Genomic DNA, 25524 nt, shown 5'->3' with positions numbered 1-25524 from the left:
TCGCGGCGGTGAGGGTGGTTTTTCCGTGGTCCACGTGACCAATGGTTCCCACGTTCACGTGGGGCTTGGTGCGTTCAAACGTGCCTTTAGCCATGCTAATTTCCTCCTATATATCATGATGATGTGGTCCGCTCTTCACGGACCCTCCTCATCGAAACAAAAGTTTTTGGAGCTCGTGGTCGGGATTGAACCGACGACCTCTCCCTTACCAAGGGAGTGCTCTACCACTGAGCTACACGAGCGGACCTGGTGGGCAGGGCTGGATTCGAACCAGCGAAGGGGAAACCCGTCAGATTTACAGTCTGATGCCTTTGGCCGCTTGGCTACCTACCCGAGATTGAACAGCATCCTTTGCAGGATTTGGAGCCACCCATCGGAATCGAACCGATAACCTTCCGATTACAAATCGGATGCTCTGCCAGTTGAGCTAGGGTGGCAGCCTTTCCTCTGGGTCGGAATTCGCCGAAGCGCTTTCCGAGGAGGAATAGTAGCATACCACCAAAGGGGTGTCAAGCAACATGGGGACGGCTCACGTTCTGACGGTTTCATGACCCATCTTAATTTGCAGAAAATGCCTGTATAAAGTGGAAAAAACCAATCATTTTATACCTGGTTCAATCATCTCAAATGTCCCATTGCCAGATGGGTGGCCTCCTGCAAAATCTCAATGCTCCTGGTCAGGGCTTCTGTCTCCTGGGCATTGAGGGGAACCTCCAGCGTGTCCCGAATGCCAGACCCTCCCACAATGCGGGGCAGGGCATAAGCAAGACCTTCCTTGTTGGGTGCCGTTACCGACAGAATGGCACGGGCATCTCTGGCAATGGCCTCGGTGATGCGGGCCAGAGCGGCTCCAATTCCGTAATAGGTGGCACCTTTCCCTTCAATGATGGTGTAAGCCGCTTTGCGCACCTTTTCATCAATGGTCTTTCGGACCTCCTCATCCCACTGGATTTCCCGCTGCAGGCAATACTCCTCAATGGGAATGCCAGAGATGCTGGCACTGGACCACGCCAGAACCTCGCTGTCTCCGTGTTCACCCAGCACAAAAGCATGCACATGCTGGGGGTCAATGCCCACATGCTGTCCCACCAGTGCCCGAAAGCGGGCGGTGTCCAGGGTGGTTCCAGAACCCATCACCTGTCCGTCAGGAAGCCCTGCAATTCTGGCTGTCACAGCCGTGAGCACATCCACCGGATTGGTGGCGACCAGCAAGATGGCTTCTGGTGCAGCTTTGACCACCTGAGGCACCACATCGGCAAAGATTTTGACATTGCGTTCCAGCAGTTGCAGTCGGGTTTCGCCGGGCTTCTGGTTCACGCCAGCGGTCAGGATCACCACCTGGGCATCTGCAAGGTCTGGATATTGCCCTGCACTCACCCGCACCGGATGGGTGAAAGGGGTGGCGTGCTGCAGATCCTCCGCTTCTGCCAGTGCTTTTTTGGCATTGAGGTCCACCAGGACCAGTTCTGTGCAGCTTCCCCTCAGGGTGAGGGCGTAGGCTGCAGATGCTCCGACAAATCCAGTGCCAATGATTCCGACTTTCATGGGATTCCTTTCAGGAAGGCCGAGTGCCGAGTGCACAGGGCCGAGGGCCATTCACAATGCTTGTGCTGAAGCTTTCTGAAGTGTGGTTTTGTTGATGATGTCATAGATCCATGTCATGTTGCTCTCGGCTCTCGGCCTTCTGACCTTTGAAAAAAACCCTCAAAACCCCATCTCCATCACAATTCTTCTGCCCCCAATTATACCGACCTGCTTAGCCCCAACTATGTCATTCGTTCTATGTTTCTTTTACGTCAAAAGGATTAGACTGACCGCACATGAGCCGTGGTAGGCTTTTAAACCCCTGTTGAATCCTGCAATCTGACCGACCTGACAGGCTCTGATGGGAGCCCTTTTTTCCTGAGGTGAACAGTGAACCATTTGAAGAAGCTCGTCCCGTACTTGCGAAACCACATGCGGCAGTACGTGATCGGTGTTCTGGCTGTGCTGGTGTCCAACGTGGCGGTGCTGGTGGGACCGTATGTGGTCCGACTGGCCATTGATGCCATCAGTGCAGCTTTTAAAGCCAAAGCAGACCTTCCCAACCTGTGGATGTATGCCCTGGCGATTGTGGCCTCCGTGCTGGTGTCTGGTGGCCTGATGCTGCTGGTGAGGCGGCAACTGGTGGTGGCCAGCCGCCAGATGGATTACGAGATCCGCCGGGACATCTTTGTGAACATGACCCACCTGGACAAGTCTTTCTTTGACCGCAGCCGCACTGGTGACATCATGAACCGCCTGACCGCCGACCTGAGTGCCGTGCGTGAGATGCTGGGCTTTGGGGCGTTCCAGGGGGCATCGGTGATTTCGGTGTTTGGGGCTTCTCTGGTGGTGATGTTCAACATTTCCCCCAAACTCACCTGGCTGGTTCTGACTGTGATTCCCGTGATGATTGCGGTGCTGGCTTTCCTGATGCGCCTGATTGCCAGGCGTTATGTGAAGGCCCAGGAACAGTCCTCCCTGATCAGTGCCAAGGCCCAGGAGAATTTCTCCGGGGTGCGGGTGGTGAAGGGGTACGCCATCGAGGAGCAGGAAATCAAAGAGTACCGGGCCATGAACGATGAATTGATCCGGCGCAACCTGAAAGTCACCATGGTGGAAGGTCCCCTGTGGGCTTTCCTGAGCATGCTGATGGGCATTGCTTACGTGCTGGTGCTGATTTATGGGGGGCAGATGATCCTGAGAGGGCAACTGACCATCGGAGAATTCACCCAGTTCACCATGACTTTGGAGCGCTTCACCTGGCCGATCATGGCTGCAGGAATGATCCTGACCATCACCCAGCGTGGGGCCAGCTCCTGGGAACGCCTGCTGGAACTGCTGGAAGCCAAGCCTGACATCAAAGATGAGGGGGCAGACCAGAGCATCAAGAGCATCAAGGGAGACATCGAATTCAGAAACGTCACGGTGCGTTATGGCAACCGGACCATTCTGAAGAACCTCAACCTGAAGATCGCTGCAGGCCAGACCCTGGGGATCACCGGAGCGACAGGATCGGGCAAGACCATCCTGATGCAACTGGTGACCCGCCTGATTGATGCCACAGAAGGGGAGGTGCTCGTGGATGGGATTCCGGTCAAGCGCATCCCATTGCAGGTGCTTCGCTCCCATGTGGGTGTGGTGCCTCAGGAACCCTTCCTGTTCAGTGAAACGGTGGCCCAGAATGTGGCTTTTGGCGTGAACACCAACAATTATCCCGAAATTCCCACTGGCGTTTCGGTGCTCAAATCTTCTGCGCCCGAAAAAGTGGAACCTGTGGTGGACATGCAAAAAGTCCGCTGGGCCACCGACATTGCGGGTTTGACCAGTGACATTGAGGGTTTCCCCAAAGGCTTTGACACCGAGATTGGTGAACGTGGGGTGTCCCTGAGTGGCGGTCAGAAACAGCGCACTGCACTGGCCCGTGCCATTGCCCGTGAACCGGAAGTGCTGATTCTGGACGACAGCATGAGCGCCGTGGACACCGAAACCGAGGCCCGCATCCTCAGTGGCCTGAAGAAAGTCATGCCTGGCAGAACCGTGATGCTGGTCAGCCACCGGGTCTCCACCCTGAGGCACGCAGACCACATCATCTTGCTGCAGCACGGCGAAATCATCGAGCAGGGATCCCATGAGGAGCTGGTTGCTCTGAGAGGCGAATATGCAGAACTGGAGCGCCTGCAGTCCCTCGCCAGCGACCTGGAGAACGAAAAAGAGGTAAATGCATGACCCAGCCTGACGACGCAGGATCCAAGGCCTTTGACTGGGATCTGGCAAAAAGGATTTTCCAGTACCTGAAACCCTACAAGTATCTGGTGGGCTTCACTGCTGTGGCTGCTGTGCTGATGGCTGCCCTGCAACCCTTCTTTGGGGTCTTGCAGAGGAACGCCATCGACTGTTACCTGGCCCCCACCCACTCTGCCAACTGCGGAACCGTGGGCAGCACCGAAGAAGCCCTGTACCGAGGTGTGGTGCAGATTGGCCTGCTGTTTCTGGGCCTCAAGGTCTTTGAGTTCCTGTTCAAATACGGGTTCACGTATGCCCTCAACTGGATTGGACAACGGGTGCTTTATGACATCCGCAGCGACATCTTCAGCAAACTGCAGAGGCTGCACCTCGGGTACTTTGACAAGAACCCGGTGGGCCGCCTGATCACCCGTGTGACCAGCGACGTGGACGCCATCAACCAGTTCATCACCAACGGTCTGTCTGCACTGGTGACTTCCAGCCTGCTGATTCTGGCCTATGTGGTGATCATGCTGTCCTTAAGCTGGAAACTGGCCCTGGTGTCTTTCACGGTGCTGCCCATCCTGTACTGGGCCTCAGCTTACTTCCGGGGCCAGATGCGGATTTCTTCACGGGATGTGCGCATCAAGCAGGCCATTGTGAACACCCAGCTGAACGAGAACATCACCGGGATGCTGACCGTGCAACTGTTCAACCGGGAAGGCCGCAACCAGGCCAAATTTGACCTTGCCAACCGGGCTTTTCTGGCCGGGATGCTGGAAAACGTCAAGTGGTTCTCGCTGTACATGCCCACCGTTTCTTTTCTGTCCAACGTGGCGATGGCGCTGGTGATCTGGTACGGCGGACGGGAAATTCTGGAAGGCCAGGGCATCACCCTGGGCCTGCTGATTGCCTTCTCTGCCTGGGTGACGCAACTGTTCCAGCCCATCCAGGACCTTGCCGATGTGTTCAACAACATGCAGATGGCCATGGCCAGTGCAGAGCGCATCTTTGGTGTTCTGGACACCGATGAAGAAATCAAAGACCCAGCCCAGCCCAGAACCGTGGAAGGCTTCAAAGGGGATGTGAACTTCGAGAACGTCTGGTTTGCCTACGACACTTCCACCCCTGCAGATGCTCCCGAGAAAGACGACCGCTGGATTCTGCGGGGCATTGACCTGCACATCAAACCCGGTGAAAGTGTGGCCCTGGTGGGTGCAACCGGGGCAGGAAAGACCAGCATCATCTCTCTGGTGTCCCGCTTTTACGACATCCAGAAGGGCAGTGTCAAAGTGGACGGCATCGATGTGCGGGACTACAGCCAGCACAGCCTGAGAAAACACATCGGGGTGGTGCTGCAAGACGTGTTCCTGTTCGCAGGGACCATTGAGAGCAATTTGCGTCTGGGGAATGATGCCCTGCCGATGGAACGCATCATCAATGCCTGCAAATATGTGGGGGTGCATGAATTCATCATGTCCCTGCCCGATGGTTACCAGAGCGAGGTCAGAGAGCGCGGAGCCACCCTCTCTACAGGTCAGAAGCAACTGCTGGCCTTTGCCCGTGCCCTGATCCAGAACCCAGACATCCTGCTGGTCCTGGACGAGGCCACCGCCAGCGTGGACACCGAAACCGAACTCCTCATTCAGGATTCGCTGGCCAAGCTGATGCAGGGCCGCACCAGCATCATCATTGCGCACCGACTGTCCACCATCGAGCACTGTGACCGCATCATTGTGATGCGCAAAGGCAAGATTGTGGAGCAGGGCAGCCACCAGGAATTGCTGGTCAAGGGTGGTTACTATGCCAGACTGCACCAACTGCAATACTCGGGTCATGCCATGAGCGCAGACTGAGGCAGCGAACATCGCAAAACACCACACAAACATGCTCGCTCCAGGGCATCGTTACAAACCTTAAAGCAGAGTCACAAACTCTGCTTTTTTGTTTTTGGAGCATGAATGCGCATTTGTGGCATGAAGTCTGTTTTGCAGGAAAAATAGCGTTTACGATACAGACAGCCATGATTGCAGAAGACACGGTCCGTTTGCTCAAAGAAACCTCCAGTGTGCTGGTCACCGACACGCGCATTGCCAAAATTGAGGAGAGCGCCATCATGCAGGGGCGTTCTGGAGCAACGGTGGGACGGTACAAGATTTCTCCGGTGGGCCAGAAGTCTTTCACCCTGGTGACCAAGGAAGCTGGAGTTGTTGAAAGGCGTGTGCTGCACAGGTTGCAGCAGCAAGCGCAGGCTGTGCCCCAGAGTTACGTGCAAGATCTGGACAGCCTGCTTCCCATGATGATTGCCATGCAGGACATCAAAGGAGAGCACCGCCCGCCGGTAATGGCTTTTGTGGACCTGGAAGTGCAGCGCAACGAGGCCAGTGCCCTGGCCGCCATTCATGCGCGCAACCTGCGTCAGGAAAAGGAACTCAGCTGGCTTCCCAGGGTGGACTGGGCTTTTCTGAACCGGGGTCTGGACCGCTGGTGGAGGGAACCCTGGCAGAAGGCTTTGCAGATTCCCAGCTTCCGCAGGACTTTTGCTGGATACATTCCCAGAATTGAATCTGCTGCAGACAAAATGCTGCTGGAGGTGGCAAGCCTAAATCAGGATTTTCGCAACCTCACCCTGATTCACAATGATTTGTGTCCAGCCAATGTGCTGATCACCCCGGAGAAGCAGGTGTATTTTCTGGACTGGCAGGAGGCCCGCTATGGATCGTTTTACATGGACCTTCCACCTCACATGCCCACTTTTGAGAGCACTGCATCTTACCGTCGGGCGCTGCTGCGGGAAGGGGTGAGCGTTTCCATTCCTGAGTTCAGAGAGAAATACCGGGTGGCTTGCCATTATGTGGGGTTTGTCAATTTGTGGTCTGCCCTGTCTGCCTGGAAACGCAATCCTTCTGAAGAAGGTTTTGTGCGGCACTGGCTGAATCTGATTTTGTGTTGAAACGCATCCAACGGTGGAGTTTGTGGAATTGTGAAACATAATTTCATTTGTTTCAGCAGCAGCAAAGGATTTTGAAAAGAATTTTGGACCCTGAGTCCAAACATGTCTATACAAATTGAACTCGGTGCTTTCTTGGACCAAAGCCAAAAAAACCCCATACCCACGTGACAGACGCACTGAACCGACAAAATTTTCTTTCCTGAAATCCCCCTGAGCTAGAGAACGACAGTTTCATGAAATTGTAGACACGCTACAATTCTTGACATGGAGCCGATCACCTTACGGGAACGCCAGAAAGAACGACGCCGGAACCGCATTTATGCTGTTGCCATCGATCTCTTTAAACGCAATGGTTTTCAACAGACCACTGCCACCGACATTGCAAAAGGCGCCCACGTTTCCCGAGGCACATTTTTCAATTACTACCCCTACAAAGAAGCGGTTCTGCTGGATTACGGCGCAGAACTGGTGGACACCCTGGCAGACCAGGCGGAACGCAACCTGCAAAACGGCGTCACCCCTGAGCAGGTGCTGCAGGACACCTTCAAACAGCTGGCTGCCTTCTGCATCAAAGACAGGGATTTGTTTCCTCCCCTGGCCTATGAGGTGCTGAATCCCGATCCAGAACGGGCCCGCACCGCTTATCAGGCCCTGCCCCTCTCCAAGGTCATTGAGATGTGTCTCAGGCCCCTCAAGGACCAGAACCGCCTCAGGGATGACCTGTCTCTGGAGCGCATGTGCAACCTGATTGCCGACACCTTCCTGATGGTGGCCCTGCGCTGGAGCGCTTACAACTCTGAAGGCGACCTCGAGCAGGAACTCAAAAAATCCCTGGTGCTGATGCTTGAAGGGGTTTTCAGGCGCTGAGGCCAGCGGCAAACCCAGCTTTGCATGAAGATCGACAGGGCAACTGTCGATCTTCATTTTCATGTAGAATTCAGGTCTAATCCACGTTTCAAGGATCGAGAAGCAATGCGCAAGATTTTCATCAGCAGTGGCAAGCACCAATGGCCGTTCTCCAAGGGCCTGGTGGTCGAATCTCTGCTGAATGTGGGCATTGACCAGGACGCAGCAACCGCCATTGCCCGCAGTGTGGAACAGCACATCCGCAACAAGAAAAAACGCAATGTCACCCCCGAAGAACTGAAAGAGATCGTTGCAGATTTCACCCGCAAACGTCTGGGCAAGAAATACGCAGACCAGTTCACCCACCAGATTCCCACCTTCACAGACATCAACGTGCAAGACGAGAGCGGCCTGAAACTGCCTTTCTCACGGGGGATTCTGGCCCGCAGCCTGGAAGTGGCTCGCCTGACCCCCAAACAGGCCTACGACACCGCCAAAGAAGTGGACCGCAGGTTGCGCATGCAGGGTGTGGAGGAGATCACCTCCCAGGAAATCGAACTCCTCACCGAAGAGGTGCTGCAGGAAACGGTGGGCAGTGCAGGACGTTCCTCTTACCGGGACAGGTACCACTCCACAGGTGCCCTGATGCTGCAGGATCCCAGTGGGGTGATGGTGCCTTTCTCCAAAGGCATTCTGGCCCAGTCTTTGCTGGCCACAGGACTGACTTCGCTGGTGGCCCACCGCATTTCCAGAGACACCGAGTTGCAACTGCGTGAACTGGGCCTGAAAAGCGTGACCCGTGCCCAGATCCGCCATGAGGTGGAACAGGCCCTCATCCGCGAGGTGGGAGAGGACATTGCCCTGCGTTACCGCCTGATGCGGGCCATCCGCAACCCTGAGCGCCCACTGGTGGTGCTGGTGGGAGGGGTTTCCGGGACTGGCAAGAGCTATATTGCTGCAGAAATTGCTTACCGGCTGGGCATCACGCGGGTGGTCTCCACAGACTCCATCCGTGAGGTGATGCGGGCCATGATCAGCCCACAACTCACCCCCACGTTGCATGCCAGCACTTTTGAAGCCTGGCAGAGCCTGCTCGGTCCAGACGATGACCGAGAGCTTCCTACAGAAGAACAACTGCTGCAGGGCTTCCGGGAACAGGTGCAGCAGGTCAGCCTGGGGATTCACGCCATCATCCAGCGGGCCATCAAGGAGAACACCAGCATCGTGCTGGAAGGGGTGCACATCGTTCCAGGCTACTTTGGCATGATTCAGGAACCCGGAGCGCTGTTCATTCCCATGCTGATGGCCCTCCCCGACGAAGAAATGCACCGCAACCGTTTTTACAGCCGCGACCAGGAAACCCACCAGCTCAGGCCCAAACAGCGCTACCTGAACCACTTCATGGAAATCCGGGCCTTGCAGGATTACATCATGGGCCTTGCAGAAAAAACCGGTGTGCCCATGCTGCAATCCGATGGACAGGACCGCAACGTGGAGCAGGCCATGGAAGTCATCGCCAACCGGGTGTTGCAGAGTGTGCCGATTGGGATGCCGCAGAGGCGTTGACCCCCACCTCGCTTGAAGTGAGCTGTGCCCCTTCTTCGCTGTCCTCCCCCTCAGGGGGAGGACCTGTCCTTGACAGCGGAGGGGGAAGAAAGGGTCACCCCAGCCCAGTTTTCCAGCATTTTGACCACTGCAGTGTGGTCTTCGCTGGCACCCACAGTGTCTCTGGCGGCCCGGTACAGGCTCTCGGTGAGGCTGAAGAGGGGTGTGGGGGCATTGGCGGCTCTGGACACATCCAGGGCGATTCCAGCGTCTTTGGCCAGCAAACCCAGGGCGAACGTTGCAGGGAATTCACGGGTCAGCACACGCTGGGGAATCAGGTTCTGGGTGGCGTTGCTGCGGCCACTGCTGACATTGATGACCTCCAGGGCAGCTTCCAGATTGACGCCCAGTTTGGCCAGGGCCACCAGACCCTCACCTGCAGACAGCAAATTGATGGCGAGCAACATGTTGTTGATGGCTTTGACCGCATGACCGGAACCCACCTGACCCACATGGACCACCTTGCTCGCAAAGGCAGACAGCACGGGTTGTGCCTTCTGCACCGCTTCTTCAGGACCTCCAATCATCACGCTCAGGGCTCCATTGATGGCCCCTGCAGTGCCTCCACTGACTGGAGCATCAAGATAAATCACCTGATGCCCTGAGAGCTTCTGGGCAATGTCCAGGCTTTTGACTGGATCACCTGAAGTGCAATCCACCCACAGGGCACCTGCTTTCAGGAAAGGAAGCACCTGCTCCAGCACTTCGCTGACTTCCCGGGTGGTGGGCAAACAGGTGAACAGCACATCCACATCCCTGAGTCCTGAAAAATTTTCCAGCACCTGGGTGGGGAATTCAGCAGCGTGTTTGCGGGCTTTCTCAGGGGTGCGGTTCCAGACCAGCGTGTCAAACCGCTGCCCGAGGTGCCCTGCCATCGGGTAACCCATTGCGCCAAGACCAACAAAAGCAGTTTTCATGCGGTCAGCCTAACATGCCACAAACGCGCACCCGGAGCAGTTGTTTTCACAGGTGGTCTGGCTGCCAGGGGATGGTCTGACCAGATCAGTTTTGCAGGTCAAAAAGGATGTAAAGGTCTTTCAGGGGGCCAGGCAATGTGCCGCTGTCAAACAGTTGAATCAGGGCCTTCATGTCCTCAATGTGGTACTTGAAGTACAGTTTGTCATCAAAAAGATCAATGATGTCCTGATCGATGATTTCTTCCAGCCTGCCCCGATAATCCCCATGGGTTTCATAATGCATGGCCATGATCAGGCTGATCAGGGTCCTGCGGGTGATGTACTGGTGGGCATGCCCTGATTGCAAGTACTCCCGGATGATTTCAGTGATCTTCTTGAGGGCCTCACTGTACTCGTGGAACTGCAACTGGGTCTGCTGCTGGATGAACTGGATCAGGGTGTTGCTGCGCAAGGCTTCACTGAAAGCCGGAAGGTGAATGGCGGTGTTGAGGTACTCTTCGTTGCTCAGGTCAGGACGGTAATGGTGGATCCAGATGAACAGCACCTGGTTGTGAAAAGAGCTTTTCAGGGTGTACATGTGCTGTTTTCTGGAGTTGTTGCCCAGATACACCTCGTTCTCGGTGATCTGCATGATGTCCAGTTTCCTGTTTTGCTGCATGAATACGGCCATGGCCATGACGGGATCGGCAATCTTGTCCAGCGGAATGGTCTGCAATATCTTCATGGCTCAACCTCGCTTTCTACTTTATCCTGAATTGGCATCAGGGACTGTTCCCCATTTCGGGTACAGGAAATCCCGGTTGACCCATGATTCAGGCAGACAGAAAGAGGTTGATGGTTGACCCGTCCAGCTCAGCCGTAATACACGTGGTGCTCTGGACTGGTGACCCACAGCATGTTGCCCTGCACAAAACGCTCCAGGGCGTCCATCACATCCCATCCCCAGCGCCGGAACACATACTCCCCCTGGAAGCTGGACATGCTGTAAATGGCAGACTGGCTGTCCATGAAAGCATCAAAGACCTCCAGGCCATACGCAAAAGGGGTCAGGCTGGGATTGAGGAGCAGGTAATTCTCCAGGTTGAGGGAACCAAAACCCAGCGGAGCCAGGTTTTCCCCCATCAATTGCTGTCCCAGTTGCAACATGTCGGAGATGATGTGGCCATCATCATCCACAATTTGCAAGGTGAAGGTGGATTCGGTGTTCCAGCCTCCCAGCCGAAAAGGCCCCCGGAAACGGAACTGCAAATCTCCGGCCAGTTCAAAGGCTTTGATGGCATTGAGGTAAGCATTGCCCACCCGAAAACCCTTGCGGCTGAACCCCACAATGGCCTCGTCATAGAGGGCAATGGCCCGGGTTTTGTCCAGACGGGGCTGGATTTTTTCGCCATGCTGCAACGCAAATCCCCCAAGCTTTTCCCACGCGATCTGGTGCAGTTCCATAATGACTCCAGTCTAGATGTCTGGCCGTTACCAAAGTCTTACCCTGGCCCTCTTCTCAGCGTCTGCGGGCTTCCAGGGTGTTGATCCACTTCAGGGAGAGGTCCCACAGTTCATCCTGATTGCGGGGATCACGGGCATAAGCCGGGGCCTGAATGGGCTTTGTCAGGTGCCAGAATTGCCCGTTGCTCTGCGCATATTTGGGTTGCAGGGTCACTTCACTGAAAGCCTGGGCCACTTTTTCAGGAGATCCAGAAGCCAGGAACGTCACAATCTGCAGAAAGGGATTGGCTTCCCTGAGCAGCTCTGAACGCACCAGTCCGGGGTGCAGGGCATGGGAGGTCAGGCCTGCCCGTCCCAGCTTGAACGCAAACAGCAGATTGGCCATTTTGGTGGCCCCAAAAGCATTCAGGGCATTGAAACGCTGTTCTCCCATGGGATCCTGAAAGTTGATCTGCGTGGTGGAGGGGGCCGTGACCGTGAGGATTCTGGAGCCTCTGGTCTGTTGGATGGTCTCGAAAAGCACCTTGGTGAGCATGAACGGAGCCAGATGGTTCACGGTGAACATGGTTTCCAGACCATCGCTGGTGAGGGTGCGGCTGGACTTGAAAATGGCTGCGTTGTGAATCACTGCATGCAGTTCAGGATGGTCTTTCTGGATGTTCAGAGCTGCATTCTTGACGGCATGCAGCTCTGCAAAATCCACAACCAGGGTTTTCACTTCTGCAGCAGGGGTTTCCTGCCGGATCTGGCCTTTGACCTCCTCCAATTTTTCCTGATTGCGGGCCAGCAGGATCAGCTGACAGCCCTGTCTGGCAAGAGATCTGGCTGTGGCACTGCCAATGGCTCCGGTGGCACCTGTGATGAGGACCGTCTGGTTCATGGACACTCCTTGCATGAGGCTTTTCTAAGATTGTAATGAATTTGCAAGGTCAGGGCTAGGGGGTCACGGATGATGTCAGATCAGGGCCATTTTGATTTGTTGCTCAAAGTGACTGGGTCATATTCCAGAGAACGCATTGCCTCCACCCAGGCACTGATTTCAAGACCAGAAACGTACTTGCCAGTAGGGTTACCACCAGCAGCGTATTCATTTCTGATGACCTCCATTTCTTCAGAGACATTTCTGCTGCCTGTCAGAATGCCACTGGCAAACCTCAGTTCCAAAACTTTCCTGAATTTCCAGGGACGCTGGAATCCACTGTTGACTGTGAGACCTGCCATAGAATCCTGACAGATCAACAGCCCTCCTGAATAGGGCAGAGGGTAGGCAAGATTGTCGTAAATATGATGGATGAGATGGGGTTGCCTGGAAGGTTTTGGCAAATGACCCAGCAAAATCTGGTCCATTGAAAACAAATCAGCTTCAAGGCCATCAAAAATCAATCGGTCCCCCTGCAAACCAAAGGTCGCCAGATAACCCCTGGTCCATGCAGAACAGCCATAGGTTTTCAGATCTCTGATCAAATCCTCTGGAAGCAAAGGTGGATGTTCTACACCCTGAATGGTCCATTGTTGATCTTCAAAAACAAATACATCTGGAATCTGGCTGGTCATGGTCTCAATTTAACATTGCTGTTGAACCAAAAAAATCCTCCCCCGAACTGGGGGAGGAAAGCGAAGCGAGGTGGGGTTCAGTCGGCCAGGCCGGGTTGGATTCCAGCTTCCTGACGGGTTCCAGGGGTTCTTTCCTGCTCCACGCTGGGCTTGGCGTAACGTTCCAGGGTACGGGCGTCTGCAATCTGCAGCTTGCGCACCAGGTCGAGGCCGGTTCCAGCGGGAATCAGTTTCCCGAGGATCACGTTTTCCTTCAGACCGATCAGTTCGTCCACGCGGCCTGCGATGGAAGCTTCGGTGAGCACGTGGGTGGTGTGCTGGAAGCTTGCAGCGGAGAGCCAGCTCTGGGTGGAAAGGCTGGACTTGGTGATCCCGAGGAGCACGGGTTTCCAGCTTGCAGGTTTCTGGTCGTCAATGAGGGTTTCGTTGACGTTGTCCACTTCCTGGCGTTCCACAACCTGACCTTCGAGGAGGTCGGTGTCTCCACCATCGGCGACTTCCACGAATTTGAGCATCTGGCGCACGATGATTTCGATGTGCTTGTCGTGCACCTTCACGCCCTGGTTGCGGTACACACGTTGCACTTCGTCCACGAGGTACTGCTCGGTGGCCTGGGTGCCCTTGAATTCCAGGAGTTCGTGGGGGTTGATGGCACCACGGGTGAGGGGCTGGCCTGCCTCGACACGGTCCCCGTCACGCACGATCATGCGGTACTGGTCGCGGTCGATCTTGATGGCGGTCTTGCTGCTGTCGGCCTCGTCGTCCGCTTTGATTTTCACCAGGAAGCGGTCTTCTTCTTCAACAACTTGCAGCGCACCGTCACGGTCTGCCAGCACGGCTTTGACTTTGGGTTTGCGGCCTTCGAACAGTTCGATCACACGGGGAAGACCCAGGGTGATGTCGCTTCCGCCTGCCACACCACCGGTGTGGAAGGTGCGCATGGTCAGCTGGGTCCCGGGTTCACCGATGGACTCTGCTGCCACCACACCGACGGCCTCGCCCAGAGACACGGTCTTGGCCTGGGACAGGTCGTAACCGTAGCACTTCTGGCACACACCGCTCTTGACGCGGCAGTTGAGCGGGGTGCGCACGTAGACTTCCTTGATTTCCTCGGTGTTTTTCACCAGGATTCGCAGGTCTTCCACGGAGAGCATGTGTCCGGTGGGCAGGGTCAGGTTGGAGGATTCCAGGTCCATGGCCAGGGTGCGGCCATACAGGCTGGTTTCGATCTCGCTGGTCTTGCGGGCGGTCCACTTGCCACTGCGGTCGTCGTAGTGACCGACAGAGACCACGCTGTAGTCGGTGGTTTCGCAGTCCTCATCGCGCACAACCACTTCGTGGGCCACATCCACCAGTTTGCGGGTGAGGTATCCAGAGTCGGCGGTCCGCAGAGCGGTGTCTGCACCCCCCTTACGGGCACCGTGGGTGGAGATGAAGTACTCCAGAACGGTCAGGCCTTCACGGAAGCTCGCCTTGATGGGCACCGGGTAGGTGCTGCCGTCAGGTCGGGCCATCAATCCGCGCATCCCGGCCAGCTGACGGATCTGCTGGGGGTTACCACGGGCACCGGACTGGGACATGATCCACAGCGGGTTGAAGGGGTAGTTCTGCTCGAAGTTTTTGAACACCGCGTTCTTGACCTGATCGGTGGTTTCGTTCCACAGCTGGATGACCTGCTTGTAGCGTTCCTCTTCGGTGAGGAAGCCCATGTCGGCCATGCTGTTGATTTCGTCCAGTTTCTCGTCGGCCTCGGCAATGATCTCGGCTTTCTGGGTGGGGATCACCACGTCGTCGATGCCAATGGTCACACCGGAGGTGGTGGACAGTTTGAACCCGGAGTCTTTCAGGGCGTCCAGCAGACGGGCGGTTTTCTCCACACCGAGGCGCTTGAAGGAATCCACAATGATGTCCTTCAGGGCGTCTTTTTCGTAGACGGTGTGGATGTTCATCAGGTTCTCGGGAACGGTGGTGCCATCTTCAGACACGGCTTCTGCAACGATGTTGTAGAAGAACACGCGGCCAGCGGTGGTTTCCTCCAGTTTGCCTTTGAAGCGGATGCGCACGTGGTCCTGCATGTCGATTTCGCCGCGTTCCACAGCGTGGAGGGCTTCCTCGGGGTTGGCAAACACATACTTGATGCGTCCAGCGCTGGTTTCCTTGCCACGCACCTTGATCAGGCTGTTCAGGTTGATCTGACCAGCTTCAAGGGCTGCGAGGGCCTCGGCAGGAGAATCAAATTCACTGCCTGCACCGAGGTTGTCGGTGCGGATCTGGGTCAGGGTGAAGATCCCCAGAATGATGTCACGGGAAGGTTTGACGTTGGGCTCACCGTGCGCAGGAGAGAGCAGGTTGTGGGCAGACAGCATCTGGATGCGTGCTTCGGCCTGCGCCTGGGCAGACAGGGGCACGTGGATGGCCATCTGGTCCCCGTCGAAGTCGGCGTTGAAGGCTTCACAGACCAGGGGGTGCAGCTGGATGGATTGACCTTCCACCAGCACGGGCTCGAAAGCCTGAATCCCCAGACGGTGCAGGGTGGGTGCGCGGTTCAGCAGCACCACTTTGTCTTCAATCACTTCTTCCAGGGCGTCCCATACGCTGTCTCTGGTGTCGCGGTAACGTTCCAGCATCTTTCTCGCTTGCTTGATGTTGGAGACTTCACCTTTCTCTTCGAGCACCTTGAACAGGAAAGGCTTGAAGAGTTCCAGCGCCATGCGCTTGGGAACACCACACTGGTGCAGACGCAGCTGGGGACCGACCACGATCACAGAACGACCGGAGTAGTCCACACGCTTACCCAGCAGGTTCTGACGGAAGCGACCCTGTTTGCCACCGAGCAGGTCGGTGAGGGAGCGCAATGCACGTTCAGAGCCTGGGTTGGTCACGGGGGTGCCACGGCGTCCGTTGTCGATCAGCGCGTCCACGGCTTCCTGCAGCATGCGCTTTTCGTTGCGGATGATCATGTCTGGAGCGCCCTGCTGCATCAGCTTCTTCAGACGGTTGTTTCTGTTGATCAGGCGGCGGTACAGGTCGTTGAGGTCGGAGGTCGCAAAGCGTCCGCCGTCCACCTGAACCATGGGGCGCAGATCCGGGGGCATCACTGGCACGGTGGCCAGGATCATCCAGGTGGGGTTGTTGCCGCTTCTGACAAAAGAACGGGCCACTTCCAGACGTTTTCTGGCTTTGGCGCGCTTGTGGCGGCTGGTGTCCTTCATCTGCTCGGCCAGTTCGGCTTCCAGCGTGGGGAGGTCCAGGTCGTCCAGCAGTTCCTTGATGGCTTCTGCACCCATCTTGGCGGTGAAGTCGTAGGACTCGATGATGCGCACTTGCTGGCGCACCAGGTCGATTTCCACGCGACCGGAGATTTCGCTCTTGACGCGCCCACCATCGCCAAGGTCGTCGCCAGGGGCCACACGGTCACCGTTCACAACAAGGGGTTCATCGTTGTAAGGGTAGACGCGGGCTTTGGAGACCACGATGGAGGCAGGCTGGTGCAGGTAGAGGGTGCCGTCTGCTTCGGCGTAAATTTCCTCTTCCTCGTCGATGGCCCCGACCACTTTCTGACCGGAAACCACTTCACTGGTGTCGCCCACCAGGAAGTGCATGCTGGGCTTCACATCGTAAGAAGCAATGCGGGTCCAGTTCACGGTCACTTCGGTGATGCCGGACTTCTTGCGGGTTCCGACATTGCTGAGGTTGCTCACGCGGCTGGGACGCAGGGTCTTGCCAGCCACAGCTTTGGCCAGCAGGGTGCCTTCTTCCACGATTTCGCCGTGGGCCACGAAAACTTCGGTGCCGTGGGGAACGTAGAGGGTGGAGAGCACCTTGTTGTTGCCGTCTTTGATTTCGATCAAAACGCTGTCTTCACCGAGGTCGGTCACAAAAGCAGTGCCAGCCACGGGAGCGGTCAGTTCAAAATCTGCGGTCAGTTCGGCCAGAATTTCACCGGCACGGAAAGCGTCCATGTCCACCAGGCTGCCTGCGGGCAGGTTCAGCTGGGCCACTTTGCTTTCACGGTAGTGAATTTCGGTGCGGCGGGGGAAGCGGTACTGGGCCAGACCGTCAATGCGGCTCACCACATTGCCAGCCAGCACCTGACCTTTGGTCACGTACTCGCCGTCGCGCACTTCGGCTTCGGTGCCTGCAGCAATGCCGTAGGTTTCCTGACGGCCATAACGCAGTTCACGGTACTCCTCATCGGAGAGCAGTTCGCCGCGCTTTAAAGGACGGCCATCGCGCATGGCGTTCTGGGGGTCAATCACGATGAACTTGCTGAAGTACAGCACCTGCTCCAGCTGGTTTGCGGTCAAATCGAGCAGCGTACCAATCTTGGAGGGGGTGTCTTTGACGTACCAGATGTGGGCGCAGGGGGTGGCAAGGTCAATGTGACCCATGCGGTAACGGCGGACGACACTCTTGGTGACTTCCACGCCGCAGCGTTCACAGACTTTGCCCTCGTAACGCTGGCGTTTGTATTTTCCGCAGGCGCACTCGTAGTCCTTGGTGGGACCAAAGATCCGCTCGTCGAACAGACCTTCACGCTCGGGGCGCAGGGTGCGGTAGTTGATGGTTTCAGGTTTCTCGACCTCTCCGAAAGACCAATCTCTGATCTTCTCGGGGCTGGCCAGAGCAATTCTGACTTTTTTAAAGTCTTTCACTGAATCTCCTTGATTGAAAGATTCCTTCTGGTCCGCTCAGGGACCAGTGAGGGGTGGGCAGGGTGCTCACCCCTCATGCTGTGGTTCACCGACGGGGCATCATGCCTTCGAAGATGTCGATGTCCTTGTCACTTTCGTCGAGCACCTGCACATCAAGGCACAGGGAGTGCAGCTCTTTCACGAGCACCTTGAAGGACTCGGGAACGTTGGTGTTGGAGACTTCTTCACCTTTGACGATGCTCTGGTAGGCAGCGTCGCGTCCTTCGATGTCGTCGGACTTGATGGTGAGCATCTCCTGCAGGGTGTAGGCGGCACCGTAAGCTTCGAGGGCCCACACTTCCATCTCCCCGAAACGCTGACCACCGAACTGGGCCTTACCACCAAGGGGTTGCTGGGTGATCAGGGAGTAGGGGCCAGTGGAACGGGCGTGCATCTTGTCTTCCACCATGTGGTAGAGCTTCATCACGTACATGGTGCCGACCACCACGGGACCGTTGATGGGTTCCCCGGTGCGTCCGTCGAAGAGCACGCTCTTGCCGGTGCGGGCCAGTGCGATCTGGGCCCGGTCAAAGGTTTCTTCGTCCAGGTCCACGATGCGCTCGACCACGCCGAGTTTGCCTGCACGGGTGATGACTTCGCGTTCACGCTTGTCAATGCCCAGTCCGGCATCCTTGCGGCCATCCAGACGTTGACGGGCAGACTCTTCCAGAATGCGTTTGATGTCGTCTTCGGTGGCAGAATCGAACACCGGGGTGACAAACTTCACGCCCATCTGGCGGGCAGCTTCACCCAGGTGGGTTTCCAGAATCTGACCGAGGTTCATGCGGGAAGGCACACCGAGGGGGTTGAACACCAGGTCCACGGGGGTGCCGTCTTCCAGGTAAGGCATGTCTTCGGGGGGCAGGATCTTGGAGACCACGCCTTTGTTTCCGTGGCGGTTGGCCATCTTGTCGCCCACCTGCATGCGGCGCTTCTGGGCCACATACACGCGCACCATTTCACGCACGCCGGGTTTCAGGTCCACGCCCTCATCGCCACGGCGGAAACGCACGGTCTTCACGACAATTCCACCTTCACCGGAACGCACGCGCAGGGAAGTGTCTTTCACTTCGCGGGCTTTTTCACCGAAGATGGAGCGCAGCAGGCGCTCTTCAGGGGTGGGTTCAGACTCGCCTTTGAAGCTGGTCTTGCCGACGAGGATGTCGCCGGGTTTGACTTCTGCGCCGACGCGCACAATGCCGTCTTCATCAAGGTCGCGCAGGGCGGCTTCAGACAGACCGGGGATGTCGCGGGTGATCTTCTCTGGACCGAGTTTGGTGTCACGGGCCTCGATTTCATCTTTTTCGATGTGGACGCTGGTGTAGAAGTCCTTGCGAACCAGGGCTTCGGAGATGCAGATGGCGTCCTCGAAGTTGAATCCATCGAAGGGCATGATGGCGATGGTGATGTTGTGACCGAGGGCCAGACGACCTTGCTCGGAAGCGGGTCCGTCTGCCAGCACCTGGTCTCTCTTGACCTGGTCGCCCACTTTGACAATGGGACGCTGGTCCAGGTTGGTGCCCTGGTTGGAACGGGTGAAGCGCACCAGATCAAAGGTCTTGACGTTTCCTCTGTTCATGCCCAGGTGGGGGTGGTCTTCGGTCAGGGTGACTTCCACACGGGTGGCGTCCACATAGGTGACCTGTCCGTTGACGTTGCACACCACGCTGGTGCCCGAGTCGCGCACCACGCGCTCTTCCACGCCGGTGCCCACATCGGGGGACTGGGCGCGAACCAGCGGCACGGCCTGGGATTGCATGTTCGATCCCATGAGTGCGCGGTTGGCGTCGTCGTGCTCGAGGAAGGGAATCAGGGAGGTGGAGATGGACACGATCTGCTTGGGAGACACGTCCATGTAATCCACTTCTTCGGGGGGGATGATGATCACGTCACCGCGTTTGCGGGCAATGACCCGGTCCACCGCGAAAGAACCGTCTGGATTCAGGGGGGTGTTGGCTTGCGCCGTCACGTAACGGTCTTCGATGTCGGCGGTCATGTACTCGACCTGCTCGCTGACCTTGCCGTCAATCACTTTGCGGTAAGGGGCTTCCATGAATCCCAGTGCGTTCACACGGGAGAAGGAGGCCAGGGAGGAGATCAGACCGATGTTGGCACCTTCGGGCGTTTCGATGGGGCACACCCGACCGTAGTGGGTTCTGTGCACGTCACGCACGTCGAAGCCTGCGCGTTCACGGGTCAGACCACCAGGACCCAGTGCAGACACACGGCGCTTGTGGCGCAGCTCTGCCAGGGGGTTGGTCTGGTCTTTGAACTGTGACAGCTGGCTGCGTCCAAAGAATTCGCGCATGGCTGCAACGATGGGACGGTTGTTGACCAGCTTGGCAGGGGTGGCAGCGTCGGGGTTGCCGAGCAGCATGCGCTCGCGCACGCCACGGGCCATGCGGCCCAGACCCACACGCAGCTGGTCTGCCAGCAGTTCGCCCACGGTGCGCACACGGCGGTTGCCGAGGTGGTCGATGTCGTCTTCTTCGACGGGCACCTTGTTCTCAATGACCACACCGTCTGCATCTGCACTGGTGGTGGCGAATTCTTCACGGCCATTGTGCAGGGCCAGCAGGTAACGGATGGTGTCGATGAGTCCTGCATCGGTGAACTTGCCGTCTTCGAAGCCCAGCAGGGTGCGCTCTTCGGTGGTCAGGCCGAGTTTGCGGTTCATCTTGAAGCGGCCAGGCTCGCCCAGGTCATAACGCTTGGGATCTGCGAGCAGGCTGTACAGGTAGGCAATGGCCTTGTCGCGCTTCGGTGGGTCACCGGGGCGCAGCACGGTGAACAGGCGCAGCAGGGCTTCGTCTGCATTCATGCCAGCGCTCTTGTCGTCGGTCAGGTCCACTTCGCCGTATTCGTTGAGCAGCACCTTGATGCTCTCATCGTTCATGCCCAGCACACGCAGCAGCATGGTGACGGGGAATTTGCGCTTGTTGACCTTCATTTCCAGCACGTCCTGGTTGTTGAATTCAATTTCAATCCAGGGTCCGCGTTTGGGCATGGGGATGATGGCAGCGGTGTAGTACTTCTTGGCTCCACGGTACATGGGGGTGAAGTACACGCCGGGGCTGCGGTGAATCTGGGAAATGACCACGCGGTCTGCACCGTTGATCACAAAAGAACCGTCCACGGTCATCAAGGGCAAATCGCCCAGGAAGACCTGGTCTTCTTTGATCAGACCGGTATCTTTGTGAATCAGTTGCAGTTTGGCGTACAGGGGAGCCTGGTAAGTCAGGTCCTTTTCACGGCACTCTTCGGGGCTGTAAGGGGCGTCAGCAATGCTGTACTCCAGGAAGTCCAGAACCAGACCGCCACCGCGGTTTTTGTCTGATTCGTCGATGGGGAAGACTTCCTTGAAAGCACCCTGCAACCCAACGTTCTGACGGCTCTGGGCTTTGACGCCCTTCTGGAGGAACTGATCAAACGATGTGATCTGAACTTCCGTCAGTTCGGGAAGCGGGATGACCTCAGTGATCTCACCGAAGCGTTCGATGCGTTTCGTCATTCACTCTCCTGTCATGGTCATGACTGAAAACTTGTGTCTGTGTGCCCTGCGCCTTTTTCAGAGCCCATCGTGGTTAAACAAGGCCAGGAGGAGGGTAAGAATTTCTTACCCTCCGTTGCACGCGTTTAGAGTTGTGGTGTCTGCTCTTGCAAGAGACTCCTGAATAGCCCATCATGGCCACCAAACTTCAGTCTAGCGCCTGTGTGCCTGCGGTGTCAAGCAGGCTCATGGAGTCCTGCAGCAAATTCAGGGGGTATCCAGGGTCACTTTATAACTCACCCAGGCCAGCACCATCACTTTGGGATTGTCTGGCAGGGTTTGCAGGTTCAGGTACAACACCTGATTGGGATCGCTTTTGAGGGCACCCAGCCAGGAAAATTGGTCTTTTCCTCCATACACTGCAGTCTGATAGGCGTTGATGCGGTAAATGGAATCCAGCAGGCGTTCGCGGGTGGTTTCAAAAGCCTGGCACCCTGAAGCCAGCACTTCTGTTTTGTCCTTGGGATTGTTGCCCACTTTTTTGAGGATCTCCTGGGGATCAAAGCACTGACCAATGGACCAGGTGTTGTACACCAGATTGTCACTGGCAGGTGTGAAGGTCAGAGGAATCTGGTTTTGTGGCCTGAACAGGCTGCCCTGCATCACTGAAGTCATTTCATTGAGCTGAAGGTAGTAAACCTGCATGACTTTTTTGACTTTGTCCCAGTAATACTGCAGCAGGTACCCTTCTTTTCCATTCACTTTCTGCCAGACCTGATAGTAAGCACCATTGGCATCAAACTGGTCCACCTGAAGATCGTAACCCATGTCCCAGAAGGCTTTTTTGACTGCCCCATCTCCCTCTTTGCTGCTTTGCAGGCAGCCTTTGGCTCCAGCTTTTCCTGGAATGCTGATGCTGGCTGGAGCATTCTTTTCCAGGGTCTCCAGGTAGTTCTGGCAGGTTTCGGCTTTGAGGGTTGCCGTGAATGAAGCAGGAAAAGGGTTGGGATTGGGCACCTGTGCAAAAGCCACAGAAGAGAACAAAAGAAAGGGAACCACTTTGCGCATGACACCCATCCTAAGGGGCAAACATTAGAAGGGTTTGCAGTCCTGTCCTCATGAGGATGGCCATGCCTGAATTAAGTGATTGTGCGGATGGGGGAGGTTTGGAGTGGGGGTAAAGTGGGCGTATGTCAGAATTGTTGCGCTCCACTCCAGAATCCCAGGGGTTGGCTTCTCAGGCCATTTCTGCCTTTCTAAGCCGCTTGCAGCAAGACCAGCTGGAAACCCACAGCTTCATGCTGCTCCGGCATGGCCAGGTGATTGCCGAAGGCTGGTGGGCCCCTTATCAGTCAGATTTGCAGCACCAGATGTATTCGGTCAGCAAGAGTTTCACCTCTACAGCCATTGGATTTGCGGTTCAGGAAGGGATTCTTTCCGTGAATGACACGCTGGTGTCCTTTTTCCCAGAGGACCTGCCAGAAAAGCCAGGTGACAACCTCAAGGCCATGACACTGAAAGACCTTCTGACCATGACCTGTGGTCACGATCAGGAACCCTGGTCGGACCAGAAGGACTGGATGAAATTTGCCCTGTCCTGGCCGGTTCCCCATGTTCCAGGCACCCATTTTCTGTACAACAGCATTGGCACTTACATGGTGGGGGCTGCAGTGCAGAAAGCCACCGGACAGACACTGGTGGAATACCTGACGCCCAGGCTCTTTGAACCGCTGGGTTTTGCCACACCCAGGTGGGAAATGGGACCTGAGGGCTGGAACATGGCAGGCTGGGGATTGTTTTTGCGCACCGAAGAACTGGCAAAGTGGGGCCAGATGATGCTGCAAAAAGGCCAGTGGGCAGGCCAGCAACTGCTGTCAGAAAGCTGGATTGAGGAGGCTTCCAGCGACCATACCGGCCTCGGAGAGGACCTCAACTCGGACTGGAATCAGGGCTATGGTTACCAGATGTGGCGCTGTCGCCATGGGGCTTACCGGGCAGATGGGGCTTTTGGACAATTCTGTGTGATTTTGCCCGAGCAAGATGCCGTGGTGGTGCTGACCTCCGGGGAATCCAAACGCACCGATTTGATCTTGCAGGCCATCTGGGATGAACTGCTGCCCCATTTCCAGACCGAAGCCCTGCATGAAGATGCTGTGGCCCATCAGGCCTTGCTGGAACAATTGCAGCACCTGCAACTTCCCAGCCCTGAAGGTCAGGCCCAGACCTCCCATCCTGAGTTGTTGCAAACGTATCAATTTGCAGACAACAAACTGGGTCTCAAATCCATCAAATTGGTCCAGCAAGGTGCAGACCATTTGCTGAACTGGGCAGATGGATCGGGCAACCATCAGGTGCTGGTCGGTGCATCCGCCTGGGTCAATTCGGAAAGCAAATTGTTTCAGAATGTTGTGTGGCCCCTCTTTCCCCAGACCGATCAGCCCTGGCCTGTGGCTGCCAGAGGAGCGTGGACCGATGAAACCACTTTTGCCCTCAGGGTGTGCCTGCTGGAAACCCCTTTTGCGCCCACCATCACCCTGAAATTTTCTGGGGATGGGGTGTCTGTAGGGCTGCGCGGAGCCATTCACTTCGGACCCACCGAGCGACCTGAAGTGGTGGGGCATCGGGTGCTGGAAACTGCAGAAGCCTGAAAAGCTGTAAAAACGGAAAAGCCCAGATCATTTCTGGGCTTTTTTGGGTCAGGGCTGGCTTTAAAGCGGGATGTTCCCATGCTTTTTGTAAGGCCTGCTTTCTTCTTTCTGGGCCAGCATGGAAAAACCTTCAATCAGGATCCGGCGGGTGTCTTCCATCATGATCACCTCGTCGATGTAGCCCCGGGCTGCAGCCACGTAAGGGTTATCGAAGGCTTCTTTATATGTCTTGATTTTCTCGGCACGGGTGGCTTCCGGGTTGGGGCTTTGCTGGATGTCTTTGCGGTACACGATGTTGGCGGCACCCTCTGCCCCCATCACGGCCACAGCCGCAGTTGGGAGGGCGAAAACCAGATCTGCCCCCATGTCGCGTGAATTCATGGCGAGGTAAGCTCCGCCATAAGCCTTGCGGGTGATCAGGGTGATCTTGGGAACGGTGGCTTCTGCGTAGGCATACAGCATCTTGGCTCCGTGCCGGATGATGCCTGCGTGTTCCTGCTGCACCCCGGGCAGGAATCCGGTCACATCCACCAGGGTCAGGATCGGCACATTGAAACAGTCGCAGGTGCGAATGAACCTGGCTGCCTTGTCAGAAGCATCGATGTTGAGGGTTCCGGCCATGAATCTGGGATTGTTGGCCACAATGCCCACAGGTTGCCCTCCCAGATGCACAAACCCGGTCAGGATGTTGCGGGCAAAATCCGGCTGGATTTCGAAGAAGAAGTGGTCGTCCACAATTTCGCGGATCACCTCAATCATGCTGTAAGGCTTTTTGGGGCTGGGATCAATGATCTCTTTGAGTTTGGAGGTGTCCCGGTTTCTGGGGTCTCTGGTGGCTTTGACAGGAGGTTTTTCCCTGGCGTTCTGGGGCAGGTAATCCAGCAGGGTTTTCACCATCTGCAAGGTGTCCCTGTCGTTTTTGCCGGATTGGTGGGCCACCCCGGATTTCTTCATGTGCACTTCTGCACCGCCAAGGTCTTCAAAAGAGACATTTTCACGGGTCACGCTCTTGATCACTTCGGGTCCGGTGATGAACATGTAACTGGTGCCCTCGGTCATCAGGACAAAATCGGTCATGGCAGGGGAGTAGACCGCTCCTCCTGCGCAGGGTCCCAGAATGGCGCTGATCTGCGGTACACAGCCCGAGTAAATGGCGTTGCGGTAGAAGATCTCTCCGTAGCCGCTTAAAGAATCCACGCCTTCCTGAATGCGCGCTCCGGCAGAGTCATTCAGACCAATCACCGGACAGCCGGTTTTGGCCGCAAGGTCCATGACCTTGGTGATTTTCTGGGCATTGCGTTTGCCCAGCGATCCGCCCAGCACGGTGAAATCCTGGCTGAACACATACACCCGTCTGCCGTGGATGGTGCCTGAACCTGTCACCACCCCTTCACCGGGAGCGTCAATTTCCCGCATCAGGAGGCCACCCACATGCTCTGTGAAGGTGGAGAGCTCCAGAAATGAGCCGTCATCCAGCAGTTCAGCAATGCGTTCACGGGCAGTCAATTTGCCCTGCTGGTGTTGTTTTTTCTGGCGCTCCAGGCCGCCACCCAGTTCCACTTTATGTCTGCGTTTTTCCAGCTCTGCAATCATGGCTTCAAGTTCAAAGTTGGACATTTGTTTCATT

The 25524-nt window shown here is 56.3% G+C and carries 17 protein-coding genes and 3 tRNA genes; 6 read left to right on the top strand and 14 right to left on the bottom strand.

Annotation, left to right across the window (positions count from 1 at the left end; translation table 11 throughout):
* The 5 genes from IEY52_RS02830 to IEY52_RS02810 all read right to left on the bottom strand — a co-directional run.
* Positions 1-94, bottom strand: a 94-nt coding sequence (locus IEY52_RS02830) for a GTP-binding protein (protein WP_221274409.1), incomplete at its 3' end; no start/stop codon positions are given.
* Positions 95-167: 73 nt separating this feature from the next.
* Positions 168-242, bottom strand: a tRNA-Thr gene (locus tag IEY52_RS02825).
* 5 nt (positions 243-247) lie between these two features.
* Positions 248-333: transfer RNA gene (locus IEY52_RS02820), tRNA-Tyr, on the bottom strand.
* A 28-nt stretch (positions 334-361) separates the two neighbouring features.
* Positions 362-437: transfer RNA gene (locus IEY52_RS02815), tRNA-Thr, on the bottom strand.
* 181 nt (positions 438-618) lie between these two features.
* Positions 619-1545, bottom strand: a complete 927-nt coding sequence (locus IEY52_RS02810) for an L-lactate dehydrogenase (RefSeq protein WP_188999508.1) — start codon at positions 1543-1545, stop codon at positions 619-621.
* A gap of 369 nt (positions 1546-1914) precedes the next feature.
* On the opposite strand from IEY52_RS02810, the gene IEY52_RS02805 reads away from it, so the two are divergent.
* The 5 genes from IEY52_RS02805 (at position 1915) to IEY52_RS02785 (ending at position 9112) form a co-directional block, all read left to right on the top strand.
* Complete coding sequence (locus IEY52_RS02805; protein WP_229684617.1) at positions 1915-3750, top strand: ABC transporter ATP-binding protein; 1836 nt, start codon at positions 1915-1917, stop codon at positions 3748-3750.
* Complete coding sequence (locus IEY52_RS02800) at positions 3747-5603, top strand: ABC transporter ATP-binding protein (protein WP_188999504.1); 1857 nt, start codon at positions 3747-3749, stop codon at positions 5601-5603. The genes IEY52_RS02805 and IEY52_RS02800 overlap by 4 nt, the downstream gene beginning before the upstream one ends.
* A gap of 167 nt (positions 5604-5770) precedes the next feature.
* Positions 5771-6700 (top strand): aminoglycoside phosphotransferase family protein, encoded by a 930-nt coding sequence (locus IEY52_RS02795; RefSeq protein ID WP_188999501.1) that lies wholly within the window; start codon positions 5771-5773, stop codon positions 6698-6700.
* 264 nt (positions 6701-6964) lie between these two features.
* Entirely contained in the window at positions 6965-7567 is a 603-nt protein-coding gene (locus IEY52_RS02790; protein ID WP_188999498.1) for a TetR/AcrR family transcriptional regulator, read from the top strand.
* A gap of 105 nt (positions 7568-7672) precedes the next feature.
* A complete protein-coding gene (locus IEY52_RS02785; protein WP_188999495.1) occupies positions 7673-9112 on the top strand; it encodes an ATP cone domain-containing protein in 1440 nt (479 codons plus the stop codon).
* A gap of 50 nt (positions 9113-9162) precedes the next feature.
* Here the strand turns inward: IEY52_RS02785 and IEY52_RS02780 are convergent, their stop codons facing one another.
* From IEY52_RS02780 to IEY52_RS02745, 8 genes are all read right to left on the bottom strand, one after another.
* Positions 9163-10068: an NAD(P)-dependent oxidoreductase gene (locus IEY52_RS02780; protein WP_188999492.1), complete on the bottom strand. Its 906-nt coding sequence runs from the start codon at positions 10066-10068 to the stop codon at positions 9163-9165.
* Between the two features lie 85 nt (positions 10069-10153).
* A complete protein-coding gene (locus tag IEY52_RS02775; protein ID WP_188999489.1) occupies positions 10154-10792 on the bottom strand; it encodes a hypothetical protein in 639 nt (212 codons plus the stop codon).
* 128 nt (positions 10793-10920) lie between these two features.
* Positions 10921-11511: a hypothetical protein gene (locus IEY52_RS02770; protein WP_188999486.1), complete on the bottom strand. Its 591-nt coding sequence runs from the start codon at positions 11509-11511 to the stop codon at positions 10921-10923.
* A gap of 55 nt (positions 11512-11566) precedes the next feature.
* Entirely contained in the window at positions 11567-12391 is an 825-nt protein-coding gene (locus tag IEY52_RS02765) for an SDR family NAD(P)-dependent oxidoreductase (RefSeq protein WP_188999483.1), read from the bottom strand.
* Between the two features lie 80 nt (positions 12392-12471).
* Positions 12472-13065: a hypothetical protein gene (locus IEY52_RS02760; protein WP_188999479.1), complete on the bottom strand. Its 594-nt coding sequence runs from the start codon at positions 13063-13065 to the stop codon at positions 12472-12474.
* A 77-nt stretch (positions 13066-13142) separates the two neighbouring features.
* Positions 13143-17720 carry a DNA-directed RNA polymerase subunit beta' gene (locus IEY52_RS02755; protein WP_188999475.1) on the bottom strand — a complete coding sequence of 1526 codons (4578 nt, stop codon included), beginning with the start codon at positions 17718-17720 and terminating at the stop codon, positions 13143-13145.
* 85 nt (positions 17721-17805) lie between these two features.
* Positions 17806-21270: a DNA-directed RNA polymerase subunit beta gene (gene rpoB / locus IEY52_RS02750; RefSeq protein ID WP_188999472.1), complete on the bottom strand. Its 3465-nt coding sequence runs from the start codon at positions 21268-21270 to the stop codon at positions 17806-17808.
* Positions 21271-21516: 246 nt separating this feature from the next.
* Positions 21517-22317 carry a hypothetical protein gene (locus tag IEY52_RS02745; RefSeq protein WP_188999469.1) on the bottom strand — a complete coding sequence of 267 codons (801 nt, stop codon included), beginning with the start codon at positions 22315-22317 and terminating at the stop codon, positions 21517-21519.
* A gap of 122 nt (positions 22318-22439) precedes the next feature.
* On the opposite strand from IEY52_RS02745, the gene IEY52_RS02740 reads away from it, so the two are divergent.
* Positions 22440-23897, top strand: a complete 1458-nt coding sequence (locus IEY52_RS02740) for a serine hydrolase domain-containing protein (RefSeq protein ID WP_188999466.1) — start codon at positions 22440-22442, stop codon at positions 23895-23897.
* A gap of 60 nt (positions 23898-23957) precedes the next feature.
* Here the strand turns inward: IEY52_RS02740 and IEY52_RS02735 are convergent, their stop codons facing one another.
* Positions 23958-25514: an acyl-CoA carboxylase subunit beta gene (locus IEY52_RS02735; protein ID WP_373289820.1), complete on the bottom strand. Its 1557-nt coding sequence runs from the start codon at positions 25512-25514 to the stop codon at positions 23958-23960.
* Positions 25515-25524 lie beyond the last annotated feature (10 nt).

Source organism: Deinococcus roseus (genome assembly GCF_014646895.1).
Classification (GTDB): Bacteria; Deinococcota; Deinococci; order Deinococcales; family Deinococcaceae; genus Deinococcus_C; species Deinococcus_C roseus.
This window is presented reverse-complemented; position numbering and strand designations above follow the sequence as displayed.

What these genes read in the sequence shown, in the direction of transcription:
- IEY52_RS02745 (WP_188999469.1), bottom strand. Translation starts at nt 22,317, where the DNA reads ATGCGCAAAGTGGTTCCCTTTCTTTTGTTCTCTTCTGTGGCTTTTGCA.
- IEY52_RS02780 (WP_188999492.1), bottom strand. Translation starts at nt 10,068, where the DNA reads ATGAAAACTGCTTTTGTTGGTCTTGGCGCAATGGGTTACCCGATGGCA.
- IEY52_RS02760 (WP_188999479.1), bottom strand. Translation starts at nt 13,065, where the DNA reads ATGACCAGCCAGATTCCAGATGTATTTGTTTTTGAAGATCAACAATGG.
- IEY52_RS02795 (WP_188999501.1), top strand. Translation starts at nt 5,771, where the DNA reads ATGATTGCAGAAGACACGGTCCGTTTGCTCAAAGAAACCTCCAGTGTG.
- IEY52_RS02790 (WP_188999498.1), top strand. Translation starts at nt 6,965, where the DNA reads ATGGAGCCGATCACCTTACGGGAACGCCAGAAAGAACGACGCCGGAAC.
- IEY52_RS02785 (WP_188999495.1), top strand. Translation starts at nt 7,673, where the DNA reads ATGCGCAAGATTTTCATCAGCAGTGGCAAGCACCAATGGCCGTTCTCC.
- IEY52_RS02810 (WP_188999508.1), bottom strand. Translation starts at nt 1,545, where the DNA reads ATGAAAGTCGGAATCATTGGCACTGGATTTGTCGGAGCATCTGCAGCC.
- IEY52_RS02765 (WP_188999483.1), bottom strand. Translation starts at nt 12,391, where the DNA reads ATGAACCAGACGGTCCTCATCACAGGTGCCACCGGAGCCATTGGCAGT.
- IEY52_RS02775 (WP_188999489.1), bottom strand. Translation starts at nt 10,792, where the DNA reads ATGAAGATATTGCAGACCATTCCGCTGGACAAGATTGCCGATCCCGTC.
- IEY52_RS02740 (WP_188999466.1), top strand. Translation starts at nt 22,440, where the DNA reads ATGTCAGAATTGTTGCGCTCCACTCCAGAATCCCAGGGGTTGGCTTCT.
- IEY52_RS02800 (WP_188999504.1), top strand. Translation starts at nt 3,747, where the DNA reads ATGACCCAGCCTGACGACGCAGGATCCAAGGCCTTTGACTGGGATCTG.
- IEY52_RS02735 (WP_373289820.1), bottom strand. Translation starts at nt 25,514, where the DNA reads ATGTCCAACTTTGAACTTGAAGCCATGATTGCAGAGCTGGAAAAACGC.
- IEY52_RS02770 (WP_188999486.1), bottom strand. Translation starts at nt 11,511, where the DNA reads ATGGAACTGCACCAGATCGCGTGGGAAAAGCTTGGGGGATTTGCGTTG.
- rpoB (WP_188999472.1), bottom strand. Translation starts at nt 21,270, where the DNA reads ATGACGAAACGCATCGAACGCTTCGGTGAGATCACTGAGGTCATCCCG.